Source organism: Manganibacter manganicus, from assembly GCF_002075885.1.
GTDB lineage: Bacteria > Pseudomonadota > Alphaproteobacteria > Rhizobiales > Rhizobiaceae > Mesorhizobium > Mesorhizobium manganicum.
Map to the genome: position 1 here is coordinate 143,913 of NZ_MDET01000023.1, position 24,849 is coordinate 168,761.

Sequence of the window (24,849 nt, forward strand, 5' to 3'; positions counted from 1 at the left end):
CCACCTTGCGCGAATCAGGCGGAAACCGTTCTAGCAGCATGGAACCTCGCGTCCAAACACTGACGGGTGAAAACTCTTTGCCGTCCGTCAGGATCATAGGTCTATGGCGCGCTCTGCTCCGCCTTGGCCACGCGACGGCGGCCACCCTTCTGCCCTTGAACAATACGCACGCGCTTGACCCGGCGGGGGTCGGCATCGAGCACATGGAACTCATAGCCAGGTATCGCCTGCACCACTTCGCCGCGTGCCGGCACACGACCAAGCGTGTTGAAGATCATGCCGCCGATCGTATCGACAGACTCGCCGTGCTCTCCTGCGGCGAAGTCGTTGCCGATCATTTTCTCGACGTCCTCGATCTCGGCCTTGCCATCGACGATAAAAGCGCCGTCGCCGGTCTGCGTAATCAGCGGTTCGTCATCGTCGTGCTCGTCCTCGATGTCGCCGACGACCATTTCGACGATATCCTCAAGCGAAACCAGTCCGTCGGTGCCGCCATATTCATCGATGACCAGTGCCATCTGGGTACGCATGGCCTGCATGCGCCCCATCAATTCGGACGCGAGCATGGACGGCGGCACAAACAGGACGGGACGGATCAGGCTAAGATCGCCGATCGTGCGGCCAAGATCGACCTGTCCAAGATCCAGAACGTTCGAGACGGGCGCCTTGCGGCTCGCACGCCCCTTCTTCACCCGTGACACGCGCGTGATGTGGCCAAGCAGATCGCGGATATGAACCATGCCGCGCGGATCATCGAGCGTCTCGGCATAGACGGGCATGCGCGAATGGCCGGATTGCTCGAACAGGCCGAGCAAATCGCCCAGATTCGTGCCGATCTCGACCGCTTCGATATCGGCGCGCGGCACCATGACGTCCTCGACGCGCACTTCGCGCAGCCGCAAGATATTGTTGAGCATGGCGCGCTCGCCGGGCGAAAAGGAACCGGCATCGCTGGCCGTCTCGGCCAGGGCATCGGCGATTTCCTCACGCAGATCGGTGCCGTTGCGCTGCCTGAACAGACCCATCAGGCGTTCGAACAGGGAAGAACCGGCGGGCTCGGCATCAGGCACGCCGCCGGCGATGGTACTCGGACTTTGGACGTCTTCCGTTTTTTCGGAAACCGGGAGCAAGTCTCCGGAATCCGGGCGAGCGGCAGTTGCTGGCTTTTCGTTCATTGTCGTCCGACTGATTGTTCCTCGGTGTTACGCGTAGGGATCGGGAATGGCAAGCCTTGCCAGCACGGCGCGCTCTGCCGCTTCCATCGCTTCGGCGTCTGCATCGGTCTCGTGGTCGTAACCCAGAAGATGCAGCAGCCCATGGATCACCAAGTGACTGATATGGTTGCCGAGCGGCTTGTCTTCCAGTGCCGCCTCGCGCGAAACCGTTTCGGCAGCCAGCACTATGTCGCCGAGCATCGGCGGCAACGATCCGCCGCCCGATGCCGGAAATGCAGGGAAGGACAATACATTGGTCGGTTTGTCCTTGCCGCGCCAGGCCGCGTTCAATTCCCTGATATGAGCGTCATCGGTGAAAACGACGCTCAGTTCGCAATCGCCTGTGTATTTTTCGGCGAGTTCCTCGAACGCGGCAACCGCAGCCTTGCCCACCAGTTCATCAAGCGCCGCCTGAGACGGCCAAGCACCCGCCTCGATGGCCAGGTCGATGTCGAGCGAGACAGTTGAAGGCAAAGCGGGCATGGGGCTATTTCGCGTTCCGGCGGGCCGGCCTCAATCCTGCACGCCGAGCCCGCGCGCCACTTTGCCGTCGCGGTCATAGGCTTTGACGATCTCGGCGACCAGGGAATGCCGCACCACATCGCCTTCATTGAAGCGCACCGTCACTATGCCCGGAACGCCGTCGAGAACCCGCAGCGCCTCGACCAGACCCGACCTCGTGTTCTGTGGCAGGTCGATCTGACTGGGATCACCGGTGACGATCATGCGCGAGTTCTCGCCCAGCCGGGTCAGGAACATCTTCATCTGCATCGGCGTGGTGTTCTGCGCCTCATCCAGGATAACGGCGGCATGCGCCAGCGTGCGGCCGCGCATAAACGCGAGCGGCGCAATTTCAATGACGCCCGCGCCAATGGCGCGCTCGACCTTGTCAGCCGGCATCATGTCGTAAAGCGCGTCGTAGAGCGGGCGAAGGTAAGGATCGACCTTGTCCTTCATGTCGCCCGGCAGGAAGCCGAGCCTCTCGCCGGCCTCGACCGCCGGTCGCGACAGGATAATGCGCTCGACCATGCCGCGTTCGAGCAGCATGGCGGCATGGGCAACCGCCAGATAGGTCTTGCCGGTGCCGGCGGGGCCGATGCCGAAAACCAGTTCGGAACGCTCCAGCGCCCGCATATAGGCGTCCTGATTGAGCGAGCGGGCATAGATGGTCTTTTTCCGGGTCGAAATCTGCGCGGCCGAGACCTTGCCCTTGCGCTCCAGTGTCGGCAAGGTGAGTTGGTCGTCTGCCGCGACCGCCATGCGCACAGCCCCGTCCACGTCGGACTGATCGATCTCGGCACCCTTCTGGAGAATGGCGTAGAGACTGTCCAGAGCGCGACGCGCCTGCTCGGCCGCGACGGCGTCGCCCTTGATAGTCAACTGATTGCCCCGCGAGCGGATATCGACTCCGAGTTTCTGTTCCAGCCGCGCGAGATTTTCATCGAACTGGCCGTAAAGCGCGCCCGCAAGCCTGTTGTCGTCGAAGGTCAAAACAATATGCGCCATATCGGAGGCCCCGGTAGGTGCGGCGGCAGGGGCGTTCTTCAACTCGGTTGCGTTCAACCGTCTCTCCTTTTCGGCCGCGCCTCAGACAGGTTCGGCATGCAGGCTATTGTAGCCCGCGCTCATGATTCGCACCTCGATAATTTCACCGATTCCGCCGGCCTTTTCATCAACAATAACCGGCTGGAGCCACGGCGAGCGGCCAACACGCTGACCCGCCTGCCGGCCTGCCTTCTCGATCAGGGTCGGCATGGTGCGGCCAACCATCGAGCCGGTGAAAGCCTGCTGCTGCTCCACGAGCAGCGCCTGCAAGCGCTGCAAGCGTTCGTCCTTCACCTGCTCCGGTACATGGCCGTCCATTTCGGCGCCGGGCGTGCCGGGGCGGGGCGAATATTTGAACGAGAAGGCAGAAGCATAGTTCACCTCGCGCACCAGCCGCATCGTCGCTTCAAAGTCTTCACCCGTCTCGCCGGGGAAGCCGACGATAAAATCGCCGGAGATAGCGATATCCGGGCGAGCGGCGCGGACGCGTTCGATCAATCTCAGATAATCCTCGGCCTTGTGCCTGCGGTTCATCGCTTTCAATATGCGATCTGACCCCGACTGCACCGGCAGATGGAGATAGGGCATCAGGGATTCAAGATCGCGGTGCGCAGCAATCAGCTCGTCGTCCATGTCGCGCGGATGGCTGGTCGTGTAACGCAGTCGCGCAAGGCCGGGAATTTCCGCCAGCCGGAACAGAAGCCGGCCGAGACCCCACTCCGTGCTCTGTCCTTCCAGATCGAGTCCCTCGCCATGCCAGGCGTTCACATTCTGGCCAAGCAGCGTCACCTCGCGCACGCCGGCTTCGACGAGCCTCTCGGCCTCGGCGACGATCTGCGCCACCGGCCGCGAAACCTCCGAGCCGCGCGTATAAGGCACGACGCAGAAGGTGCAGAACTTGTCGCACCCTTCCTGAACCGTCAGGAATGCCGTGACGCCGCGCCGGGCCAGTTCGGCCCGCTTCGGCTGCGGCAAATGCTCGAACTTGTCGTCCAGAGCGTAGTCGGTTTCGACCACCTTCCCGCCGCTCCGCACCTTTTCCAAAACGGCAGGCAGGCGATGATAGGTCTGCGGACCGACGACCAGATCGACAGCCGGCGCGCGGCGCATGATCTCGGCGCCTTCGGCCTGCGCCACGCAACCGGTCACGCCGATCACGGTCTCGCGTCCCAGCGCGGCGCGCTCCTTCTTCATTTCGCGGATGCGGCCGATCTCGGAATAGACCTTCTCGGCCGCCTTCTCGCGAATATGACAAGTGTTCAGCAAAACCAGATCGGCGTCGGCCATATCGTCGGTCGCGGCATAGCCATCAGCAACCAGCGCATCGGTCATGCGCTGTGAATCATAAACGTTCATCTGGCAGCCATAGGTCTTGACAAAGACCTTCTTGCCCGCCGCCTGCCCGGATGCGGTGCCAGCCGCATCGCTTTTCAGTTTCGTATCCAGTTCCATACCGGGCTTCTAACGCCTTTTCCGTTCGAAAAACAGCCGCTTCCACTCACGACCGTGGACGGCTGGGTTGAGGATCCTGCAATGCTCCCTGCATCATGGCGCGCACATGCTGCTCGACCAGCCTCGCTATCTCCTTGCGGTTGGAACCTTTCGAGAACGCTATTGGCTCGCCGAAATGCACCTCCACATCGAGCCCGCCGCGCGCCAGCAACACCTTCAGATGGGGCATCAGGTCTTCGTCGCCAATCCATGCAGCAATATGACGGTGCCTGCGCCCCAGAGGCACGCCTTGTAAACGGGTATAGGCGATGGCCACGGGCTGGATGAACACCTCCCCCATGGTGCCGTCGGCAACGGCCATGGAGGCCGCCCCGAACAATGTGGTCTTGAAGGGCAGGATCCGGTTGCCGTCGCCCGTCGTGCCTTCGGGAAACAACACCATGGCATCGCCATTGGCCAGGCAGCGCGCGATCTCGCCGGCCTGATCGCCCGACGTGCGCTTGCGCTCGCGCTCGATGAAGACGGTGCGCTGAAGCTTGGACAGGCTGCCGATCAGCGGCCAGCCTTCCATGTCGGCGCGTGCGATGAACCGGACGTCGGCGAGCGAGCCGAGAACCATGATGTCGGTCCATGAAATATGGTTCGAGGCGACGAGCAGCGGTCGCTTGGCGGAAAGCCGACCGATGGAATGGACGCGGATGCCAAGCGCCCGCACCATGCAACGGTGCCACAGTTTCAGGATCGCCGTCTCCGGCCAAAGACCGGTCTTCATCGCAAAGAATTGCAGCGGAGCCAGCACAAGCGTGCTCAGCGCGATCATGACAAGAGCGAGAATGCTTCGAAGTTTGCCGATCATGCGGGCCGGCTAACGCAGATCGCGGCGCATGACCAGCGCACCTGTCGGCCCACGCTCCGTCGAGCGATAATAGTTCGGCCGCTTGCCGACCTCGCGAAAGCCGAGGCGACGATAAAGCGCAATGGCTGGCAAATTGGTCTCATCCACTTCCAGAAACAGCGCCTCGGCACGCCTGCCATGCAATTCGCGCAGGATCGCATCCATCAATTGCCAGCCGATGCCCTGGCGGCGATGACTGCGGGAAACCGCAACGGTGAGGATCTCGCCTTCCTCGGCTGCGTGCCGGGCAAGGACGAAACCGACCGGCGCCGCACCGCCACGGCCGATTTCGCGGGCGGCATAGCCGAACACCGTGTCCTGCTCCAACAGCGTCGAGAACTCGACATCGCTCCACGGCCGCACGAAATCCTCGCGATGCAGTTCCATGAGCGCGGCACTATCCGCTACTTCCAGGGGTAGGAGCGCGTAGTCGCGCCGGCGCGGTGTCAGAAACGGAATACGCATCGTCATCGCCTCGGCAACACGAAACCTGCCTGCGGCTTGGCATCGGCCTCGCGCAGATAGACCGGACGCGGCTTTTCGCCGTCGCTTCCCTTGCCGGCCGCAACACGGGCATAGACGGCAATGTCGGCGGTGGCCGCTTGTGAGGCGATATCCAAATCGACAACCGCGGCTTCGGCAATCGCCTGTGCGGCGGTTCCCACAAGAACCGGCGACAGATCGCCGGCGGCGGCAATTGCGTCGTCCAGCGTGAGAACGGCAGGCGCGACGCGCTCGCTTCCGTTTGCGTCATAGAGCGCCGCATGGATTTCGCCGCGTCCGCCATCCATGGCCGCAAGCACTGCGCGGCCCGCAAAGCTCTCGCGCGCCTCTGAGGCCAGCGCTTCCAGCGTGGTCACGCCGATGGCGGGGATATTCAGGGCCAGCGCCAGGCCGCGCGCGGTGGCCACGCCGACCCGAACGCCGGTGAAGGAACCGGGACCGACGGAGACGGCGATGGCGGAAAGATCGGCATAAGCGATGCCGGCAGCCGTCAGTGCCTCGGCGATCACCACCAGCAGGTGTTCGGCGTGCCCCTTGCCGAGATCGAGGACATTGCGGCCAAGTTCCCTGCCCGCCCGCTCGTCATAGATGCAGGCGGCGCACAGGCTGGCGGAACAATCGATGGCTAGGATCATGGCGCCGCTAGCATGGCCGTCAGCTACTCCTCCGCCGCGCCTTGAGTTCCAGCCTCCTGCCATGCAGCACAGGCTCGGTATAGCCATTGGGCTGCTCGCGCCCCTTGAAGACAAGGTCGCAGGCCGCTTGGAAGGCAATCGAGTTCTCGAAATCCGGCGCCATTGGCTGGTATAGCGGGTCACCGACATTCTGGCGGTCGACGATTGCCGCCATGCGTTCCAGCGAATCCGTCACCTGGATGCGCGTACACACGCCATGATGCAGCCAGTTGGCGATGTGCTGCGAGGAAATGCGCAGCGTGGCGCGGTCTTCCATCAAGCCGACATCGTTGATGTCGGGCACCTTGGAGCAGCCGACGCCCTGATCGATCCAGCGCACGACATAGCCGAGAATGCCCTGTGCATTGTTATCCAGTTCGCGCTGGATCTCGTCCGGTGTCCAGTTTGGGCGTGTCGCCACCGGCACCGACAATATATCGTCCAGCTTCGCGCGCGGCCGGTTTTTCAGCTTCTCCTGCACCGCCTTCACATCGACCTTGTGGTAGTGCGTGGCGTGGAGGGTCGCCGCCGTCGGCGACGGCACCCAGGCGGTATTGGCGCCGGCCTTCGGATGCGCGATCTTCTCGACCAGCATCGCCGCCATCAGATCGGGCATCGCCCACATGCCCTTGCCGATCTGGGCATGACCGGAAAGCCCGCAATCCAGGCCGATATCGACATTCCATGCCTCATAAGCGGAAATCCAGGCCGCCTGCTTCATGTCGCCCTTGCGGATCATCGGGCCGGCTTCCATCGAGGTATGTATCTCGTCGCCGGTACGGTCGAGGAAGCCGGTATTGATGAACACCACACGCTCCTTCGCCGCGCGGATCGCCTCCTTGAGATTGACGGTGGTGCGCCGCTCCTCGTCCATGATGCCCATCTTCATCGTGTTGGGCTTCATGCCGACGAGCCGTTCCACGCGCGCAAATATCTCCGACGCGAAGGCGACCTCCTCCGGTCCGTGCATCTTGGGCTTGACCACATACATGGAGCCGGCGCGGGAATTCCTGCGCCCTCCATTCGGGCCGACGTCGTGCAAGGCGATCAGCCCCGTGATCGCCGCATCCATGATGCCTTCCGGGATTTCCGAGCCATCGGCCAGCAGGATCGCCGGATTGGTCATCAGATGGCCGACATTGCGCACCAGCATCAACGAGCGGCCGGGCAGGACGAGTTCGCCACCATCCGGCGCGTTATAGACGCGGTCAGGGGCCAGCCTGCGTGTAACCTGTCGCCCGCCCTTGTCGAAAGTATCAGTGAGATCGCCCTTCATCAGGCCCAGCCAATTGCGATAGACGACGACCTTGTCCTCGGCATCCACGGCGGCGACCGAATCCTCGCAATCCTGGATCGTCGTCATCGCGGCTTCGAGCACGACATCGGCGATGCCGGCCGGATCGTCCTTGCCGATCCGGTTGCTGCGGTCGATGACGATCTCGGCATGCAGCCCGTTCCTGACCAGCAGCACCGCATCGGGGCTCGACGCCTCGCCGCGATAGCCGGCAAGTTGCCTCAAATCCTTCAGGCCGGTCGCGCCCTTGCCTGTGGTTACCGCCAGTCTGCCGCCGGCGATTGCCAACCCGGTGACGTCGGCCCAGTTCGCGCTTGACAGCGGCGCGCTCTCATCGAGGAAATTTCGCGCCCAGGCGATGACCTTTTCGCCGCGCTTCGGATTGAACGCCTTGCCCTTTTCGGCACCGTCGGTCTCGGGAATGGCGTCGGTGCCGTAAAGCGCATCGTAAAGCGAACCCCAGCGCGCATTGGCAGCGTTGAGGGCATAACGCGCATTCATTACCGGCACGACCAGTTGCGGCCCGGCCACTACGGCGATTTCGGGATCGACGTTTTCGGTGGTGACGGTAAAGTCCGGGCCTTCCGGCAGCAGATAGCCGATATCGCCGAGGAAGGTCTTGTAGACCTCCATGTCGACCGGAGCGCCGTTTTCGCGATACCAGCGGTCGAGCTTTTCCTGCAAATCGTCGCGCTTTGCCAGCAGCGCCCGATTCTTCGGCGCAAGCTCATTTGCGATGGCCGCGAAGCCTTCCCAGAACGCCTCTTCGCTTACGCCAGTCCCTGGCAGCGCCTCTTTCGCGATGAAATCGTGAAGCTCGCGGGCAATCTGCAACCCCGCCACCGCGATACGATCAGTCATCGGCCGTTCTCCAAAGAAATACCCGCCGGCCCGTGACCGGCGCGGTTGGGCTTTGACATGCCAGACAGGAAGGGTCAATTCCATCCAGGGTCAGGCCAACCGTTCACAACGCATCACCACATGCCTGCGACGGCCCGTGGGAAACCCGTCCGCTCACATGGCGATGCGCGGACGCCCTGAAGCGGTGGCCACGATGTGCGCTTCGACGAACATGCGCCTGTCCTGCACCACCGAGACGCGATAGTCGGTATGGACGTCGATCTCGGCTTCGTCGGTACCAGCCTCGGCGGCGCGGTCGGCCACAGTGGCGCGGGCCTCGGCCTGGGCGGCGGCGATAGCCGGCTCTTCGGCGTCGAAATCCTGCAAGCCTGCGGGTGACGAGACGCGGAACAGCCCCTCCTCCGGCTGGCTGACGCTGACCTCCGCCGTCACCCGAACCTGACCGACGACCGCGCCCAGCGCATTGGCGACATCGGTGTCTTCCGGCACGATGCACTCATTGGCAAGCAGTGCCGGCAGGCCGGTATAATGCAGCGGCGCGGACGCCCCCAGCCCGATCACCGGGCGGTCGAGCGCCATCGACAGCCGCACGATGCCGGGATACGAATCCACCGCACGCTGCACAAGGGCATGCGCCACCGTCGAGGCGCCGTCCAGCCCGTCCTCGGCAAAGGCGGTTTCCAGTATGTATTCGGCCGACCAGCGGGTGAGCGAGCGCAGGACCCGCTCGCAGAACGCTTCCGGTGAATCCGCCAGTTCCTTGCCTTTCGGATCGCGCTTGCGGGCGAAAAGTTCGGCGCCAAGCCGCCCCGCCTCGGCGTTCCAGTTCGACTGGCGGCCCAGAGCATGCGCGGCATCGGAAGGCGTGAAGCCGGAAACATGCACCAGCCCGCGCGCCACCAGCCGTTTCAGCGTGGCGTTCTGGGCGCTGGAGGCGAGCAGCCGGTCGAGCGGCTGCGGCGTGGCGGTGATGTCGGCGTAAAGCCTTGCCTCGGATTTGCCGAGCCCGGCGGCGAGCCGTTCCGGCACGCCGGTGCGAAAGGCGAAGCGGCCATCCATGCGGCCGGCATTGGGGGCGCGCAACTGCCGCTCCAGTTCCTTTATCACAACCTCGCCATGTTGCGCGGCGGCGAGCGACAGCGGCACCAGCCGGCGCGGCCCGAGGATCAGGCGCGGGTTCAGCACGCCTTCCTGCAAGGCGACTTCCGAATCCCCGCCAAGACCGAAGGTGCGCATGGCAACCGCTTCGACCATGGTGCGGAAGCCACCGACGGTGGCGCCTTCCGGGTCGAGCCGCGGCCGGCCATGATCGAGCACCGCGACGTCGGTGGTGGTGCCGCCGATGTCGGACACCACGGCATTATCCAGCCCGGTCATGTGACGGGCGCCGACGAGGCTGGCAGCCGGGCCGGACAGGATCGTCTCGATCGGCCGCTGGCGGGCGAAGGCCGCCGAGATCAGCGCGCCATCGCCACGCACTACCATCAGCGGGGCTTCGATGCCGCGCTCGGCCAAAAACCCTTCGGTCGCCGCCACCAGCCGGTCGATCATGGCGATCAGCCTGGCGTTGAGCAGCGTGGTCAGTGCGCGACGCGGCCCGCCAAGCCTTGCCGAAAGCTCGTGGCTGGCGGTGACCGGCAGGCCGGTCTTCTCGCGGATCAGATCACGGGCAGCGATTTCATGCTCGGGATTGCGGGTGGCGAAATAGGCGCAGACCGCGAAGCCCGACACCGTCTCGGCCAGTTCCGGCAGCGCCGCCTCCAGCGCCGAAAGGTCGAGATCGGCGGCATTGCCATGGACATCGTGGCCACCGGGGCAAAATACCACCGGATCGGTGCCGAGCGCCTTGGCCAGCCCGTCGCGGGCCATATCGTCTGTGCCGAAGCCGATCATCACGAGGCCGACGCGTCCGCCCTGCCCCTCGACCAGCGCATTGGTGGCGAGCGTGGTGGACATCGACACAAGCTTGATATCGGCCGGATCGACCGCCGCGTGCTCCAGCACATTGCCGACCGCACCCGATATGCCGACGGCGAGATCGTGACGGGTGGTCAGCGCCTTGGCCTTGGCGTGCACGGTGCCTTTTTCCCCGCCGCCCTCCGACCACAACACGCAGTCGGTATAGGTGCCGCCTGTGTCGATACCGAGGAAAAGAGGGCCGTTTGAAGGGGTGGCAGTCATGGCGAAATCCGGGACAGGCGATAATCTTGCCCGGCTTTAGACCAAATGCAGGGCGGGCGGAACACGCCAAGCGACGGAAACAGGCGTGGCAGCGCCGCAATCAGGCATATTCGTTGCCACGCTGCCTTTCGGCCCTGTTTGTTCATGCCCCGCCCTTAAGCTCGCTCGCTGCGCTCGTCGCTGGCGGGGACCCCGTATGGCCAGACGCTGGCTTGAGGCCGCACTTCACCGTTGCCACGCCCGGCTTTCGCCGTCTGGCCATTTCAAAGAACTGACCTTTCAAGGGTGAAAGGTCGGGAGACGGCGCATGGCATTGCGCCTGATGATTTAAGTAGTGACGCTCCGCCATGCGCCGCCGGCGTTTCTACCCTTGCCTTTCCCGGCCCATCGCCCATTTGCGGACGCGAGCAACACAGGTCCGGTTCGGGCCGGGGGGTTCCGTTCACTGTTACGGATAACACACCCGGCGCCACACTTGCCTGGATGCTCGAGTGTGCACACCCGTTCCCGCTGGCAAGCTGCTGAGGCGGATTATGGGGGAGAGATGACGGGTGTGGACAAAGCGGGAGAAGGAAACCGTCGTTAACGGGGCAAGCGCCTGATTGGCAACGGATTTATTCTTATCGATTACGGCAGGCGATAAATTTCCATCCACGCGAACTGGAGCCGCCCTCGTCCTTCGAGGCTCGCCCCTTCGACAAGCTCAGGAGCTCGCACCTCAGGATGAGGGCGGGGGTAGCGCATATTTGCCTTAAGGCGGCGCACTCACCTCCCTCATCGTGAGGAGGCAGCGTAGCTGCCGTCTCGAACGACGCACTGTTCCAACTGCAATCGTCCTTACCCTAAAATAAGGGCGAGGTGGTGCCGGGCTCTCCAAGCTCAGAAGATGCAGCCGCACCCACCTTCCTCATGCTGAGGAGCCGGCCACGCCGGCGTCACGCTCGCATAGGCCCACCGGGGTCCAAGCGTTCGGCCCCAAAGGGCCGAACCGCTCAGTCCCCCATTTTCAGGGCCTGGATGAACGCTTCCTGCGGGATGTCGACCTTACCGAACTGCCGCATGCGCTTCTTGCCCTCTTTCTGCTTGTCGAGCAGCTTGCGCTTGCGGGAAACGTCGCCGCCATAACATTTGGCCGTCACGTCCTTGCGCAGCGCCGAAATCGTTTCGCGGGCGATGATCTTGCCGCCGATGGCCGCTTGGATCGGAATCTTGAACATGTGCTGCGGGATCAGTTCCTTCAGTTTTTCCACCATGGCGCGGCCGCGCTTTTCTGCCGCCGTGCGGTGCACCAGCATCGACAGCGCGTCGACCGGTTCGTCATTGACGAGGATCGACATCTTGACGAGATCACCCTGTCGATAGTCGGTCAGATGATAATCGAAGGAGGCGTAGCCCTTGGAGATGGATTTCAGCCGGTCGTAGAAGTCGAACACAACCTCGTTGAGCGGCAGGTCGTAAACCAGCATGGCGCGCTTGCCGACATAGGAAAGGTCGGCCTGGATGCCGCGTCTTTCCTGGCAAAGCTTCAAAATGCTGCCGAGATAGTCGTCCGGCGTCAGGATGGTGGCGCGGATCCACGGCTCCTCGATATGGTCGATGCGCACGATATCCGGCATGTCGGCCGGGTTGTGCAGTTCCTTCATCGTGCCGTCGCTGAGATGCATCTGGTAAACGACGCTCGGCGCGGTGGCGATGAGGTCGAGATTGAACTCGCGCTCGAGCCGCTCCTGGATGATTTCCAGATGCAGCAGGCCGAGGAAGCCGCAGCGGAAGCCGAAGCCGAGCGCGGCGGACGTTTCCATTTCATAGGAGAAGGACGCGTCGTTGAGGCGAAGCCTGCCGACGGCGGCGCGCAGATCCTCGAAATCGGCGGCATCGACCGGAAACAGGCCGCAGAACACCACCGGCTGCGCTTCCTTGAAGCCGGGCAGCGCCTTTTCGGTGGGGCGCTTGTCCTCGGTGATGGTATCGCCGACGCGGGTGTCGGCCACTTCCTTGATGGACGCCGTGATGAAACCGAACTCGCCGGGGCCGATTTCCTCGACATTGAGCATCTTGGGCGTATACATGCCGGTGCGCTCCACCGGATATTTCGCGCCGGTGCCCATCATGCGGATGGTCTGACCCTTCTTCATGACGCCGTCGATGACGCGCACCAGGACGATGACGCCGAGATAGGCGTCGTACCAGCTATCGACCAGCATCGCCTTGAGCGGTTTCGAGGCATCGCCCTCGCGCGGCGGCGGCAATTGGTGGACGATGGCCTCCAGCACGTCCGGGATACCGATGCCGGACTTGGCCGAGATCATCACGGCCTGGCTGGCATCGATGCCGACGACCTCCTCGACCTGTTCACGGATGCGCTCGGGCTCGGCGGCGGGAAGGTCGATCTTGTTCAGGACGACGACGATTTCGTGGTCGTTGTCGATGGCCTGATAGACATTGGCCAGCGTCTGCGCTTCGACGCCCTGGCTGGCATCAACCACCAGCAGCGAGCCTTCGCAGGCGGCGAGCGAGCGTGAGACCTCATAGGCGAAGTCGACATGGCCGGGCGTGTCGATCAGGTTGAGGATGTAATCCTCGCCGTTCTGCGCGCGGTATTTCAGGCGCACGGTCTGCGCCTTGATGGTGATGCCGCGCTCCTTCTCGATGTCCATATTATCGAGAACCTGCTCCTTGCCGGCCATTTCACGCGCGTCCATGCCGCCGGTCAACTGGATCAGCCTGTCGGCGAGCGTGGATTTGCCATGGTCGATATGGGCGACGATGGAGAAGTTGCGGATATGCGAAATCGGTGTGCTCATGCGCGCGGCCTATAAAGCATTCGCGCGAAAAGTGGAAACCGGATTTCGGTTGGCCGATGCGGCAAAAATAACAGTGAGCTGGAGGATGGCTTGCGGCCCTGCATTGGCGCGGCTTTCGGCATCATATTCGGGTGATGCGCGTAACGGACCGGATGTGGCGGGCGAACCGGCACAGTCAGCCGCCCATATCAGAGCGGCCAGCCCATAGGAGACACCGCCATGCCTGCCCACCGAATGACGCTTCCCTCGCTTGCCTTCGCCCTGGCCTCTGCTGCCGTCTTTGCCGCGCCACCTGCTTTCGCCGATTCCATGAAGACGGATTCGATGAAATCCACCGACACGATGCAGACGCAGAAGATGAAGAACGACGACTGCATGGGCAAGGCGATGACGAAAAAGGAAAAGGCCGATTGCGAGAAATCGATGAAGACGGGAGATATGATGAAAACGGATGACTCGACGATGAAGACCGATTCGATGAAGCCGGCAGAACCCACGAACAACTGAAATCGTTTCCAGCTTCGCGACGGCCATCGTGCTGGTGCGGCCCGTCCCTGCCGGCGGGTCGCTAAAGTTTTATCCATCCGGTTAGCGGCTCTTTTTCTTCCCTTTGCTAATGTATGCGCAGTTGTTGCCGAACGAGGGAACCATGCGCAACGCCTGCCGCCGCTTTCTCCGCTGCAAAAGCGGTTCATTCGCTCCCATCATGGCCATCACCGCCGTGCCGCTGCTGCTGGCTGTCGGCCTTGTGACGGATTACTCCTCGGCGGTTTCCACACATTCGACCATGCAGAACGCGCTGGACGCGGCAACCCTTTCGCTGATCGGCATGCCGCGTACGGCAACCGACGACGATCGGCAGGTAAAGCTTCAGGCAAACTACGCGGCCAATGGCGGTAGGGGAACGGCCGAACTGGCCTCTGCCGTGTTCGATGCCGACGGCACGCTGCGCATCAGCGCCTCGGCAGGCTACGCGATGCCGACACAATTCATGAGCATGGCGATGATCCATGACGTGCCGATCGACGTGACGTCAAAACTGGTCAAGAAGCCGAGGCTCATCGAGGCAACGTTCAAGATCGACAAGGCTTCCGGCTACTGGAACAAGACCATCACGCTTTACGGCTCGAAGCCGGATGAGAAAAATTCCAATGGGCTGATGCAGATCAAATACGAATATAATGGAAAAGGTGGCGACAAGGGCTATGGCACGACGACCGTGTACACGCCTGACGAAGACGGCAAGTTCAACGTCATCAGGCAGCAGGAAATCTGCACGTCATCCAGCAACAATAAAAACTCCACCGCCAACACGTTCAGGGATGGCAGCCTCTACACCACCTGCAAGTTCGATTCAAAATATGGAAGCGGCGCGACAATCGACGTCAGCAAGATGCAATCTCTTTATCTGCAAATGGATGTCACCAGCGGGGACAAGGCGACCAGAAAATCGGATGATCCGAAAACGTCGAATTTCATGTATCTGGACGGCGTCCAGGTGAGGAAGAACGAGGCCGTGGACATCTTCACCGCCGTGCCGTGCGGCCAGACGAGTTCGCAGGCGTGGGAGGACGGCGGCAACAATCCGCCATCGCTGGACGTGAAGAACGCCGACTTCTTCTACAAGGTCACCGGCAAGTGCGATTTCAGCCAGATGGGCTCGGACACGCGCCTGACGCAATAGTCACGCGGACGTGTCCATGCGCCAGGTATCCCGCACGCCATTGTGACGAGCATATGCCGCCCGTCCGGTCTATTATCGTTGCAGTGAATATCCCAGAGCAGGAAGCCATTGCAGCCATGACGGACCTGACGAATACCATCTCTTGCCGGTCGGGCAGGCCGATCCGGGCCATGCTTGCAGCGTTTGCGCTCGCGGCCGTCTCACTGTGCACCATGCCGGCCTTCGCCGCCGAGGATGCGGTGAAAATCCCACCGCCCGCGATCGACGAAAAGCCCGCCGCCGGCACCGAGACCGCTGTTCTGGCGGGCGGCTGTTTCTGGGGCGTGCAGGGCGTGTTCCAGCACGTCAAGGGCGTGACCAGGGCGGTTTCCGGCTATGCGGGCGGCAGCAAGGACAGTGCCGTTTATGAGACGGTGAGTTCAGGCCGTACCGGCCATGCCGAATCGGTCGAGATCACCTATGATCCGTCGAAGATCACCTATGGCCGGCTGTTGCAGATCTATTTCTCCGTCGCCCATAACCCGACCGAACTGAACTATCAGGGGCCGGATCGCGGCACGCAGTATCGCTCGACGATCTTCGCCGAGACGCCGGCGCAAAAGAAAGTGGCGAAAGCCTATATCGCGCAGCTCGGCAAGACCGGGGCATTTGGCAGGCCGATCGTCACCACGGTCGAAACGGGCAAGACTTTCTATCCGGCGGAAGCCTATCACCAGGATTTCCTGGAGCGGAACCCGACCTATCCCTATATCGTTTATAACGACCTGCCGAAGATCGGAAACCTGAAAAGCACCTTCCCCGATCTTTTCCGCGAAAAGCCGATTCTGGTGATGGCCCAGGCGGCAGATTGAGCGGAATTGCCGCCCCGGCGCTTCCCGTCAGCGCAGCGTTTTCGGCTCGCCCGTCACCGGATCGAACTTCATTTCGACCTTGGCGTGATCGGTCGTGTAATAGGTGACCTCATAGGCGCCGTCCTCCCAATCGACCTCGCCGACATATTGAAAATCCTGCCGCTGCTCGACCTTGGCGATGATCTCGGAAAGCTTCTTGGCATTTTGCGGCGGCACACGCGCTTCGGCGGCATAAGCGCCGCCCGCCATGACCAAGACAAGAAAGGACGCCACGGCGCCGGCGGACAATCTTTTCAACATGGCTCTTTCAAATCCCTCAAAACGTTTCTGAATCCCGCCGCCGCATAGTGTTGCCGCCAGCGTGCCGGATTTCAACTCACTGGATGCCGCAATAGTTCCGGCATCACTTGCGGAACCATTCGTGGCGGGGCGGCTTAGGTTCACAATGCGTGCTGAAGGATGAGACCATGAGAGCCAAACTGACAGGCGTGCTGATGCTGGCGCTGGCAATTCCCGCGGTGGCCTTGGCCGCCGAAGAGACGGCGCCCGGTCAAACGGAGCCACAGGCCGAGAAATGCAAGGTTCAGCCGGAATCGGAAAGCCAAGAACCCGTCGAAAACGGCAAGGCCGGCGACGGCGAAAGCCTGACCGGCAAGCTCGATCCATGCAACGGCGTGCTCAAGCCGCCGGCCACGGGCGACACCGGCATGACCAAGCCCGCGCCGGACCAGGGCAAGACACCCGTCATCAAGCCCGGCGAGATACCGGCCCAACCACCAAAGCAATGAGGTTGCACGCAGGTTCCGGTTTGAAAATATGACCTGTGAGGTAATCGATCGAACGAATTCACCGCGGCATGGTTGCGCCCACACCCGCAACAAGGAGAACATCATGTGCGGTTATGCAATCGGTCATCTTCGCAACGTTAATGTCGGCAACGAGATCGTCGAATATCTGGAACGTATCGACGCCACGCTGGAGCCTTTCGGCGGCGTCTTCCTGATCCACGGCGCAACGGCGCAATGTGTCGAGGGCAAATGGAGCGGAGACCTGATCGTCATTGCCTTTCCGAGCCTCAAGGCCGCCCGGAACTGGTACAATTCGCCAGCCTATCGGGCGATTGCGCCGCTGAGGGCACGCAATGCCGATGGCGAAATCCTGCTGATCGAGGGTGTCGAGGAACCGCATCGCGCAACCGATGTGCTGAAAGCCTTGTTGCCGGCATAACAGCCCGGTTAACGGCGTTTGGCTGGAAATGTCAGGAGCGGTATTGCAATCCGGTTGTGCGCACCGACATAGAGCGGCTACAAGCACACCCCATTTTCAGCCCGCCAGCGGGAAATTTCATCTATGCCTTCTATCATCTCGATTTCCGGGGTCAACAAGACCTATGCCAGCGGTTTCACCGCGCTCAACAACATCAATCTCGACATCCGCCGGGGCGAAATCTTCGCCCTGCTCGGTCCCAACGGCGCCGGCAAGACGACGCTGATCTCGATCGTATGCGGCATCGTCAACCGCACGGGCGGCACCGTCACGGTGGACGGCCACGACATTTCCAGCGACTATCGCGCCGCGCGCAGCCTGATCGGCCTCGTGCCGCAGGAACTGACCGTGGAAGCCTTCGAGACGGTGCGCAACGCCTTTGCCTTCAGCCGCGGCCTGTTCGGCAAGCCGGCCAATCCGGCCTTCATCGACAAGATCCTGAAAGACCTGTCCTTGTGGGACAAGCGCGACGCCAAGATCATCACGCTTTCAGGCGGCATGAAGCGCCGCGTCATGATCGGCAAGGCGCTGGCGCATGAGCCGAAAATCCTGTTCCTCGACGAGCCGACGGCCGGCGTCGATGTCGAATTGCGCAAGGATATGTGGCAGATGGTGCGCAGCCTGCGCGACAGCGGCGTGACCGTCATTCTGACCACGCATTACATCGAGGAGGCCGAGGAAATGGCCGACCGCGTCGGCGTCATCAATCACGGCGAGATCGTCCTGGTGGAAGAAAAGACCGAATTGATGCGCAAGCTCGGTCGCAAGCAGATGAAGCTCGAACTGCGCGAACCGATCAGCACTGTTCCGGCCGCGCTGAACGGCTACGAACTCGACCTTTCGCCCGAGGGCACGACACTGACCTATACCTATGACAACCAGGCCGAACGGCCGGGCGTCGCCTCGCTGCTCGGCGATCTCGGCAAGGCCGGCATCCAGTTTCGCGACCTCGACACCGAAAACAGCTCACTGGAGGAGATTTTCGTCAACCTCGTGAGGAAAACGCAATGAACTATCGCGCCGTATGGGCGATCTACAAGGTCGAGATGCTGCGGTCGCTGCGCACCATCCTGCAAAGCGTGGTGTCGCCTGTAATTTCCACCTCGCTCTATTTCGTGGTGTTCGGCGCGGCCATCGGCTCGCGCATTTCCGAGGTCAACGGGGTGAGCTACGGCGCTTTCATCGTGCCGGGGCTGATCATGCTGTCATTGCTCACCCAGTCCGTCTCAAATGCCGCCTTTGGCATTTATTTTCCGAAGTTCGTCGGCACCATATTCGAACTGCTCTCCGCGCCCATCTCCTATCTCGAGATCGTGACGGCGTTTGTCGGCGCGGCCGCGACTAAGTCGATTGTGATCGGGCTCATCATCCTGGCCACGGCGGCGCTGTTCGTGCCACTGCATATCGAACATCCTGTCTGGATGGTCGCCTTCCTGGTGCTTACCGCCGTCACCTTTTCGCTGTTCGGCTTCATCATCGGTATCTGGGCGGGCAGCTTCGAGCAATTGCAGCTCGTGCCACTCCTGATCGTCACGCCGCTGACCTTCCTCGGCGGCTCGTTCTATTCGATCGACATGCTGCCGGGCATCTGGCGCACCATCACCCTGTTCAACCCGGTGGTCTATCTGGTGAGCGGCTTCCGCTGGGCCTTCTTCGGCACCGCCGATGTCTCGATCGGCATCAGCCTCGGCATGACACTGACCTTCCTGGTCGCCTGCATTGCCGTCATCGCCTGGATCTTCAAGACCGGCTACCGGCTGCGCACCTGATTTTCAGATCGCCTTGAGCAAGCGCAGCAACGCCAGCATGTCCATTGGGCCGGCCTTGGGAAAGGCGATATAGACCGGCTCCTCCTGCCCATGGAAACGACGCTTGAAGGCGGCCTGCCCCTGCAAATTGAAACGATGGCGATTGATGAGCCGGGAATCGTAGGCACGGCGGAAGGCCTCGCGCCAGAACGCACTCTCGGCAAAGCCGCTCGGCTCGATCGCGGCCAATGGCGACAGGCCGAGCGTCACCACCGCGCGGCCTTCGGCACGAAAGCGATCGACGGCGAATTTCGTCAGCCCGACCTCCGAATGCGGGCTGGCATCGGCCCGTTTGCGCTTGAACGCCGTGGTGTAGCCGATTGCCTTGCCGCCGCTATACAGCGGGTCGAAATCGAGCAGCGCCACCAGTCTGCGGTCGGGACCGAGAAGTATGAAGCGGCGCATGCCCTCGCCGGGCACCGCCGAGAAGGCACGATTGAGGAATGCCATTTCGCGGCGGCGCACAATGCGCCCCTCCCGCCATTCCACTGAAAGCTGCTCGACCTCCGACACCGGCACGGCAGTTCCGTCGTCCTCGATCAGTTCATAGCCGTTCCTGCCCAGCCAGCGCTCGGAATAGCGCACCGTCTCGTTGCGCTTGCCGGAAAAATCGTGCGCCGGCAGGACGAGCCTGGTGTCGATACCGAGTTTTCCGACCTGGTAGCCGAGGCTGGAAAGGATGCGCGCGGTACGCTCGCCGACCTGCACGAACCATGGCCGCCCGGCCGCTTCGATCAAGCGGCGAATATAATCCGCATGCGCGTCAGGTTCCGCCATCGGGTCGGCCAGCGCGAAATGGCGACCCATCTTGGTCTGAAACGCGATGTAGCCCCGAGCATCGCCGAAATAGGATGTGCCGTCTTGCGTGGCCGTGGAATAGGCCAGCGAAAAATCGCCATGCTGCGCTATGAGATCGAGGCGCTGCCGCAACGACAGGTCCGCCTCCGGGACCCGAACGGCGCGCCCGTCGAGAAGGCTGTCGATGTAGCGGCGCAAGGAAGGCATGAAAACTCACCGGGAGCGAAATCTACGTTGCGACGCCGAATCGGCTGCCGCCGTATTGCCGCCCGAACCCTTGTCATAATCGCCCGCCGCGCCCATAGATGCAACCTTCATTGAGCAACGAGCGCCAAGGGATTTATTCGAGGCATGACAGCAACAATCGGAGCGGCGCTGGATGCCCCGGTGATCGTGGTCGGCGCGGGCGCGGCCGGCCTGGCCATGGCCGACACGCTGGCGAGACATGGCATCGCCTATACGGTTCTCGAAAAAGAACCGCGCCTGGCCGAGCCATGGCGGCAGCGGCACGCGCATCTGACTCTGAACACGCATCGCAACCTTTCCACCCTGCCCGGCTTCAAATATCCGGCGGGAACCGTCGCCTATCCGCACAAGGACGTCATTGTCGGCTATCTGGAGGCGTTTGCCGCCGAGCGCGATCTCACCGTCGAATTCGGCACCGCCGTCACGCGCATCGAGCGCGGCGCTGACGGAAACTGGACCGTCCACACCAGCGCCGGCCCGCGCCAGGCGTCCAATGTCATCATCGCCACCGGGCGCGACCGCATTCCATGGCTGCCGGACTGGGCGGGCAAGGCGACATTTGCCGGCCGCATCATCCATGCCGCCGATTTCGGCACGGCGGCAGCCTTTGCCGGCAAGAGCATATTGGTGATCGGCGCAGGCAATTCCGGGTTCGACGTGCTTAACCATCTGGCCAGGGTCGACACCGGGCCGATGTGGCTCGCCGTGCGCAGCGGGCCGGCCGTCCTGCCGAAACGCATCGGCAATATCGCGGTGAACCGTTTCGGCACCGTCATGGCGCGGCTGCCTCTATGGTTGGCCGATGCCGTGATCGGTGCCACCCAGCGCTTCGCTTTCGGCGATCTCAGGCGCTACGGCCTGCCCAGACCCGCCCAGGGCGGAGCGACCCGCCTGCAGAAAAACCAGATCGCTTTATCGGTGGACGAAGGCGCGGTTGCCGCCATCAAGGCCGGGCGCATCAAGCTTGTTGGCGCGGCTGAACGCTTCGAAGGCACGGCGGTGGTGCTGGCGGACGGCACGCGCATCGAACCGGAGATCGTCATCGCCGCCACCGGCTACCGCACCGGGCTGGAAGAGATGGTCGGCGCGCTTGGCGTGCTCGACGAAAACGGCGTGCCTAAAGCAACCGGCGCAGAGCCGACAGGCCAGAAGGGCCTGTGGTTCATCGGCATGCGGCCCAGCATCATCAGCAACTTCCACGCCGCAACGCAGCAGGCCGGGGCCATTGTCGCGCGCATCCAGAAGGACGCCAGACGTTCATGAAAACTACCTTCGGCAAGGTCGAACCGAACGTGCTGATCGCCTGGGCTGTCGTGGCAGGCGGCTTGCTGGGGTTTGTGGCGTGCATGCAGATCGCCGGGCATACCATTCCTCCGGCGTTCGACAGCCGGATCCTGCTCGCCTTGCGCGTCGCCGGACAGCCCGACCAGCCGCTCGGGCCGTTTTGGCTGCCAAGTGCGGTGCGCGACATAACCAGCCTTGGCAGCACCATCGTGCTGATGCTGGCCATGCTTTCGGTCGTGGCCTATCTGCTGCTCATCCGACGGGGCGCGTCCGCGGTGTTCGTTTTCGTGGCGATCGTCAGCGGGCAGATGCTGGCAAGTCTGCTCAAATACGGCGTCGGCCGGCCACGGCCAGAGATCGTTTCACATCTGGTCGCGGTCCACACGCCGTCCTTCCCGAGCGGCCACGCCATGGTGTCGGCGGTGACCTATCTGACGCTAGGCGCGCTCGCCGCGCATTTCCTGCCGCACCGCCTCGCCAAGGTCTATGTCATGGGGCTGGCCCTGCTGACGACACTTCTGGTCGGGTTGAGCCGCCTCTATCTCGGTGTGCATTGGCCATCCGACGTGCTGGGCGGCTGGTGCGCGGGCTTCGCATGGGCGATGCTGTGCTGGCTGGCCGCGCGCTGGCTTCAGGAAAAAGGCCGGAAAGATGCATAGCGGCATATGCGTAATTTATGCATACTAATGTTTGACACATCACAATGACTGTATCATATATTGACATTGCAGACTCAAACAGGAGGTCTGGCCAATGATCACAACAGCGCAGATGCGCGCCGCGCGGGCATTGGCCGGCATCGACCAGAAGACGCTTGCCGAACGGGCCGGCGTCTCGCTTCCCACCATCCAGCGAATGGAAGCGAGCGACGGCGTGGTGCGGGGCGTGGTCGATACGCTGATGAAGGTCATCCAGGCGCTCGACGGGGCCGGGGTGGAACTGATCGGCGAGAACCAGGCGAGCGAACGCGGCGGCAGGGGCGTGCGCCTCAAAGGCTCCGCGCCGCAATAGCCACGCGGCCTCCCGCAAAAGGGTCGGCATGATTTCGCGACGGCGACCGCCGACATACAAGCAGCAGTCGATGTGGCAGCGGCCATCGAAAAAGCTGTTTCGGCCGACGATGCCGCCGCCCTGAGGCAGCGGAGACAGTCTTGCCATGAACCAGAACCGGCCGCGGAGCCATGAAACCGGGCGAGAGGCGAAGCCGAGCTTTGCGGAACTGTTCACGCCCAAGCTGGTGACGGTGCTGCGCGAGGGCTATCACGCCGCCCAACTCAAGGCCGACATCATAGCCGGCCTGACCGTCGCCATCGTGGCGCTGCCATTGTCCATGGCCATCGCCATCGCTTCGCATGTTCCGCCTGAATACGGCCTGTTCACCGCCATCATCGGCGGCACGATCGTCGGCCTTCTGGGCGGCAGCCGCTTCCAGATCGGTGGACCTGCCGGCGCCTTCATCGTGCTGGTCGCTTCGACCGTCGACCGGCATGGCATCGACGGACTTATCCTGGCAACGCTGATGGCCGGCATTTTGATGATCGCCGCCGGCTATCTCAGGCTGGGCGCCTATGTGAAATTCATCCCCTATCCGGTTACGGTCGGCTTCACCGCCGGCATCGCGGTCATCATCCTGTCCAGCCAGATACACGACCTCTTCGGACTGACGCTGCCGGGCAAGGAGCCGGGCGAGTTCCTTGCCCGGCTGGCGGCGCTCGCCAGGGCGGCAGGCACGACCAACCCCGCGGCGGTGGCGGTCGCGGTTCTCACCATCGGCCTCATCGTCGGGTTGAAGCGCTGGCGCCCCTCCTGGCCGGGCCTGCTGATCGCAGTTGCCGCCGCTTCTCTGGCAACGGCGGTGTTCGGCCTGCCGGTGGCGACGATCGGGACGCAATTCGGCGGCATACCGCGCATGCTGCCCGAGCCCTCGCTGCCGGCCTTGAGCGTAGACAGGATCATCGACCTTTTGCCCGATGCCGCCTCGTTCGCCCTGCTCGGCGCCATTGAATCTCTGCTTTCAGCGGTGGTGGCCGACGGCATGACGGGGCGGCGCCATCGTTCCAATTGCGAATTGGTGGCGCAAGGTGCCGCCAATATCGGCTCGGCGCTGTTCGGCGGGTTTTGCGTAACCGGGCTGATCGCGCGCACCGCGACCAATATTCGCGCCGGCGCGCACGGACCGGCCTCCGGCATCTTCCATTCGCTCTTTCTGCTCGCCTTCATGCTGGTGGCGGCCCCGCTCGCCAGCTACATTCCGCTCGCCGCCCTTGCCGCGGTTTTGGCAACGGTTGCCTGGAACATGGTGGAAAAGCCGGCCTTCGCGGCGCTTATCCGCTCCTCGCGCGGCGACGCGGCGGTGCTCATCGTTACCTTCGCGCTGGTCGTCCTGCGTGACCTCACCACCGGCATCGTCGTCGGCTTCGCGCTCGGCGCGCTGCTGTTCATCGGCCGCATGGCGCGCTCGGTCGCGGTCGAGGCACATGCGCCTCCGGCCATCGACGATCTCGCCGACACGCAAAACGGCGATCGCGTCGCCTACGACCCGGCCACCGCCACCGATCCCGACACCGTGATCTACCGGATTTCGGGGGCGTTCTTCTTCGGCGCGGCAGCCACCGTCGCCACGGTTCTGGACCGCATTGCCGACCAGCGCCGGAATTTCATTCTCGACTGCTCGGCGGTGCCGTTTCTCGATTCCACCGCTGCCAATGTCATTGCCGGCGCGGCACGCAAGGCGCACCGTGCCGGCGTGCACTTCGTCATTTCAGGCACAACGGCGCAGACACGACGCATGCTGACCAGCCACGGCGTCAAGGCGCCGCTCGCCACCTACGCCGCGACCATCGAAGAGGCGCGAGCCAGCCTGGCAACGGCGCAACCGGCGTGAATGGCGAAGGTCAATGCACCGGTTCGGGGAAACCATTGAGCGCAAGCGACGCGTTTGAATAGCGCAACTGGCCGGTCACCTCGGGGCCGAGCCAGGCGGGCAAAAGCTCGTCCGGTACGCGGTCCGGAGTCTCCAGTTCGGCCACGGTCAGGCCCTCCAGTTCGGCGCCGAAAACATCAACCTCGTAGAGATAGCCCTCATGGCGCACATGATGGCGTGTCTTGCGAATGATCCGCCCGATGGCGAAGGCCTCCATCTCGGCGGCGTCGCCCAGCGGCACTGGATATTCGAACTCGTCACGCTCGGCGAGATCGCTGCCGAATTTGAGCGTGAGCTTGGCTTTGCGGCCGTCGCTGACGCGAATGCGCATCGAACGCTCGGCCGAAATCGCCAGATAAAACTGAACAATGGCGATGCGCTTGTGCACTGCCTCGCGCCACGTATTGTCCCTGACCAGAAACTTGCGCTCGATTTCCTTCACCATCATGGGCGAATAAAGCGCGGCGGCAGCGGCAAATCAACCTTCGCCACGCCGGCCGGAACAACGCGTCCAATTCTATGAGCGTCCGGAATCATTGCTTGCTCGCAACGTGAATCCTAATCG

At 62.8% G+C, this 24,849-nt stretch carries 24 protein-coding genes; 11 read left to right on the plus strand and 13 right to left on the minus strand.

Features of this window, described 5'->3' with window-relative positions:
- Positions 1-101: 101 nt before the first annotated feature.
- From BFN67_RS14995 to lepA, 10 genes are all read right to left on the minus strand, one after another.
- Entirely contained in the window at positions 102-1,175 is a 1,074-nt protein-coding gene (locus BFN67_RS14995) for a hemolysin family protein (RefSeq protein WP_080920363.1), read from the minus strand.
- A gap of 27 nt (positions 1,176-1,202) precedes the next feature.
- The gene (gene ybeY / locus BFN67_RS15000) at positions 1,203-1,697 is read right to left on the minus strand and encodes an rRNA maturation RNase YbeY (protein ID WP_080920364.1); all 495 of its coding nucleotides are present in this window, start codon (positions 1,695-1,697) and stop codon (positions 1,203-1,205) included.
- 30 nt (positions 1,698-1,727) lie between these two features.
- On the minus strand, positions 1,728-2,720 hold the full coding sequence (locus BFN67_RS15005; protein WP_139789209.1) for a PhoH family protein: 993 nt from the start codon (positions 2,718-2,720) through the stop codon (positions 1,728-1,730).
- An 81-nt stretch (positions 2,721-2,801) separates the two neighbouring features.
- Entirely contained in the window at positions 2,802-4,211 is a 1,410-nt protein-coding gene (gene miaB, locus BFN67_RS15010; RefSeq protein WP_080920366.1) for a tRNA (N6-isopentenyl adenosine(37)-C2)-methylthiotransferase MiaB, read from the minus strand.
- Between the two features lie 46 nt (positions 4,212-4,257).
- On the minus strand, positions 4,258-5,067 hold the full coding sequence (olsA, locus tag BFN67_RS15015) for a lyso-ornithine lipid O-acyltransferase (protein ID WP_080920367.1): 810 nt from the start codon (positions 5,065-5,067) through the stop codon (positions 4,258-4,260).
- A gap of 9 nt (positions 5,068-5,076) precedes the next feature.
- Positions 5,077-5,571 carry a ribosomal protein S18-alanine N-acetyltransferase gene (gene rimI / locus BFN67_RS15020; protein ID WP_080920498.1) on the minus strand — a complete coding sequence of 165 codons (495 nt, stop codon included), beginning with the start codon at positions 5,569-5,571 and terminating at the stop codon, positions 5,077-5,079.
- Between the two features lie 2 nt (positions 5,572-5,573).
- Positions 5,574-6,245 carry a tRNA (adenosine(37)-N6)-threonylcarbamoyltransferase complex dimerization subunit type 1 TsaB gene (gene tsaB, locus BFN67_RS15025; protein WP_080920368.1) on the minus strand — a complete coding sequence of 224 codons (672 nt, stop codon included), beginning with the start codon at positions 6,243-6,245 and terminating at the stop codon, positions 5,574-5,576.
- 19 nt (positions 6,246-6,264) lie between these two features.
- The gene (locus BFN67_RS15030; protein ID WP_080920369.1) at positions 6,265-8,439 is read right to left on the minus strand and encodes a malate synthase G; all 2,175 of its coding nucleotides are present in this window, start codon (positions 8,437-8,439) and stop codon (positions 6,265-6,267) included.
- Between the two features lie 153 nt (positions 8,440-8,592).
- Positions 8,593-10,620: a hydantoinase/oxoprolinase family protein gene (locus BFN67_RS15035; protein ID WP_080920370.1), complete on the minus strand. Its 2,028-nt coding sequence runs from the start codon at positions 10,618-10,620 to the stop codon at positions 8,593-8,595.
- A gap of 992 nt (positions 10,621-11,612) precedes the next feature.
- A complete protein-coding gene (gene lepA / locus BFN67_RS15040) occupies positions 11,613-13,424 on the minus strand; it encodes a translation elongation factor 4 (RefSeq protein WP_080920371.1) in 1,812 nt (603 codons plus the stop codon).
- 219 nt (positions 13,425-13,643) lie between these two features.
- On the opposite strand from lepA, the gene BFN67_RS15045 reads away from it, so the two are divergent.
- The 3 genes from BFN67_RS15045 to msrA all read left to right on the plus strand — a co-directional run bounded on the left by BFN67_RS15045 (position 13,644) and on the right by msrA (position 15,959).
- Positions 13,644-13,931, plus strand: a complete 288-nt coding sequence (locus tag BFN67_RS15045; protein ID WP_139789193.1) for a hypothetical protein — start codon at positions 13,644-13,646, stop codon at positions 13,929-13,931.
- Positions 13,932-14,073: 142 nt separating this feature from the next.
- Entirely contained in the window at positions 14,074-15,108 is a 1,035-nt protein-coding gene (locus BFN67_RS15050) for a TadE/TadG family type IV pilus assembly protein (protein WP_080920499.1), read from the plus strand.
- Between the two features lie 116 nt (positions 15,109-15,224).
- Complete coding sequence (msrA, locus tag BFN67_RS15055; RefSeq protein WP_139789194.1) at positions 15,225-15,959, plus strand: peptide-methionine (S)-S-oxide reductase MsrA; 735 nt, start codon at positions 15,225-15,227, stop codon at positions 15,957-15,959.
- A 27-nt stretch (positions 15,960-15,986) separates the two neighbouring features.
- Here msrA and BFN67_RS15060 read toward each other — a convergent pair whose 3' ends face one another.
- Complete coding sequence (locus tag BFN67_RS15060; RefSeq protein WP_139789195.1) at positions 15,987-16,259, minus strand: PepSY domain-containing protein; 273 nt, start codon at positions 16,257-16,259, stop codon at positions 15,987-15,989.
- A 167-nt stretch (positions 16,260-16,426) separates the two neighbouring features.
- On the opposite strand from BFN67_RS15060, the gene BFN67_RS15065 reads away from it, so the two are divergent.
- From BFN67_RS15065 to BFN67_RS15080, 4 genes are all read left to right on the plus strand, one after another.
- Positions 16,427-16,747: a hypothetical protein gene (locus BFN67_RS15065; RefSeq protein WP_080920502.1), complete on the plus strand. Its 321-nt coding sequence runs from the start codon at positions 16,427-16,429 to the stop codon at positions 16,745-16,747.
- Between the two features lie 103 nt (positions 16,748-16,850).
- A complete protein-coding gene (locus BFN67_RS15070; protein ID WP_080920503.1) occupies positions 16,851-17,186 on the plus strand; it encodes a DUF1330 domain-containing protein in 336 nt (111 codons plus the stop codon).
- Positions 17,187-17,309: 123 nt separating this feature from the next.
- Positions 17,310-18,236: an ABC transporter ATP-binding protein gene (locus tag BFN67_RS15075; protein ID WP_080920373.1), complete on the plus strand. Its 927-nt coding sequence runs from the start codon at positions 17,310-17,312 to the stop codon at positions 18,234-18,236.
- Positions 18,233-18,994 carry an ABC transporter permease gene (locus tag BFN67_RS15080; RefSeq protein ID WP_080920374.1) on the plus strand — a complete coding sequence of 254 codons (762 nt, stop codon included), beginning with the start codon at positions 18,233-18,235 and terminating at the stop codon, positions 18,992-18,994. Before BFN67_RS15075 ends, BFN67_RS15080 begins: the two co-directional genes overlap by 4 nt.
- A 3-nt stretch (positions 18,995-18,997) precedes the next feature.
- Here BFN67_RS15080 and BFN67_RS15085 read toward each other — a convergent pair whose 3' ends face one another.
- Positions 18,998-20,038, minus strand: coding sequence for a phosphatidylglycerol lysyltransferase domain-containing protein (locus BFN67_RS15085; protein WP_080920375.1), 1,041 nt, complete (start codon positions 20,036-20,038; stop codon positions 18,998-19,000).
- A gap of 144 nt (positions 20,039-20,182) precedes the next feature.
- Between BFN67_RS15085 and BFN67_RS15090 the strand changes: the two genes are divergently transcribed.
- From BFN67_RS15090 to BFN67_RS15105, 4 genes are all read left to right on the plus strand, one after another.
- Positions 20,183-21,340, plus strand: coding sequence for a flavin-containing monooxygenase (locus BFN67_RS15090; protein WP_080920376.1), 1,158 nt, complete (start codon positions 20,183-20,185; stop codon positions 21,338-21,340).
- Entirely contained in the window at positions 21,337-22,020 is a 684-nt protein-coding gene (locus BFN67_RS15095) for a phosphatase PAP2 family protein (RefSeq protein ID WP_080920377.1), read from the plus strand. The genes BFN67_RS15090 and BFN67_RS15095 overlap by 4 nt, the downstream gene beginning before the upstream one ends.
- Positions 22,021-22,114: 94 nt before the next feature.
- The gene (locus BFN67_RS15100) at positions 22,115-22,372 is read left to right on the plus strand and encodes a helix-turn-helix domain-containing protein (RefSeq protein ID WP_080920378.1); all 258 of its coding nucleotides are present in this window, start codon (positions 22,115-22,117) and stop codon (positions 22,370-22,372) included.
- A gap of 145 nt (positions 22,373-22,517) precedes the next feature.
- Entirely contained in the window at positions 22,518-24,245 is a 1,728-nt protein-coding gene (locus tag BFN67_RS15105) for a SulP family inorganic anion transporter (protein ID WP_080920379.1), read from the plus strand.
- A gap of 10 nt (positions 24,246-24,255) precedes the next feature.
- Here BFN67_RS15105 and BFN67_RS15110 read toward each other — a convergent pair whose 3' ends face one another.
- Positions 24,256-24,729, minus strand: coding sequence for a CYTH domain-containing protein (locus BFN67_RS15110; RefSeq protein WP_080920504.1), 474 nt, complete (start codon positions 24,727-24,729; stop codon positions 24,256-24,258).
- Positions 24,730-24,849 lie beyond the last annotated feature (120 nt).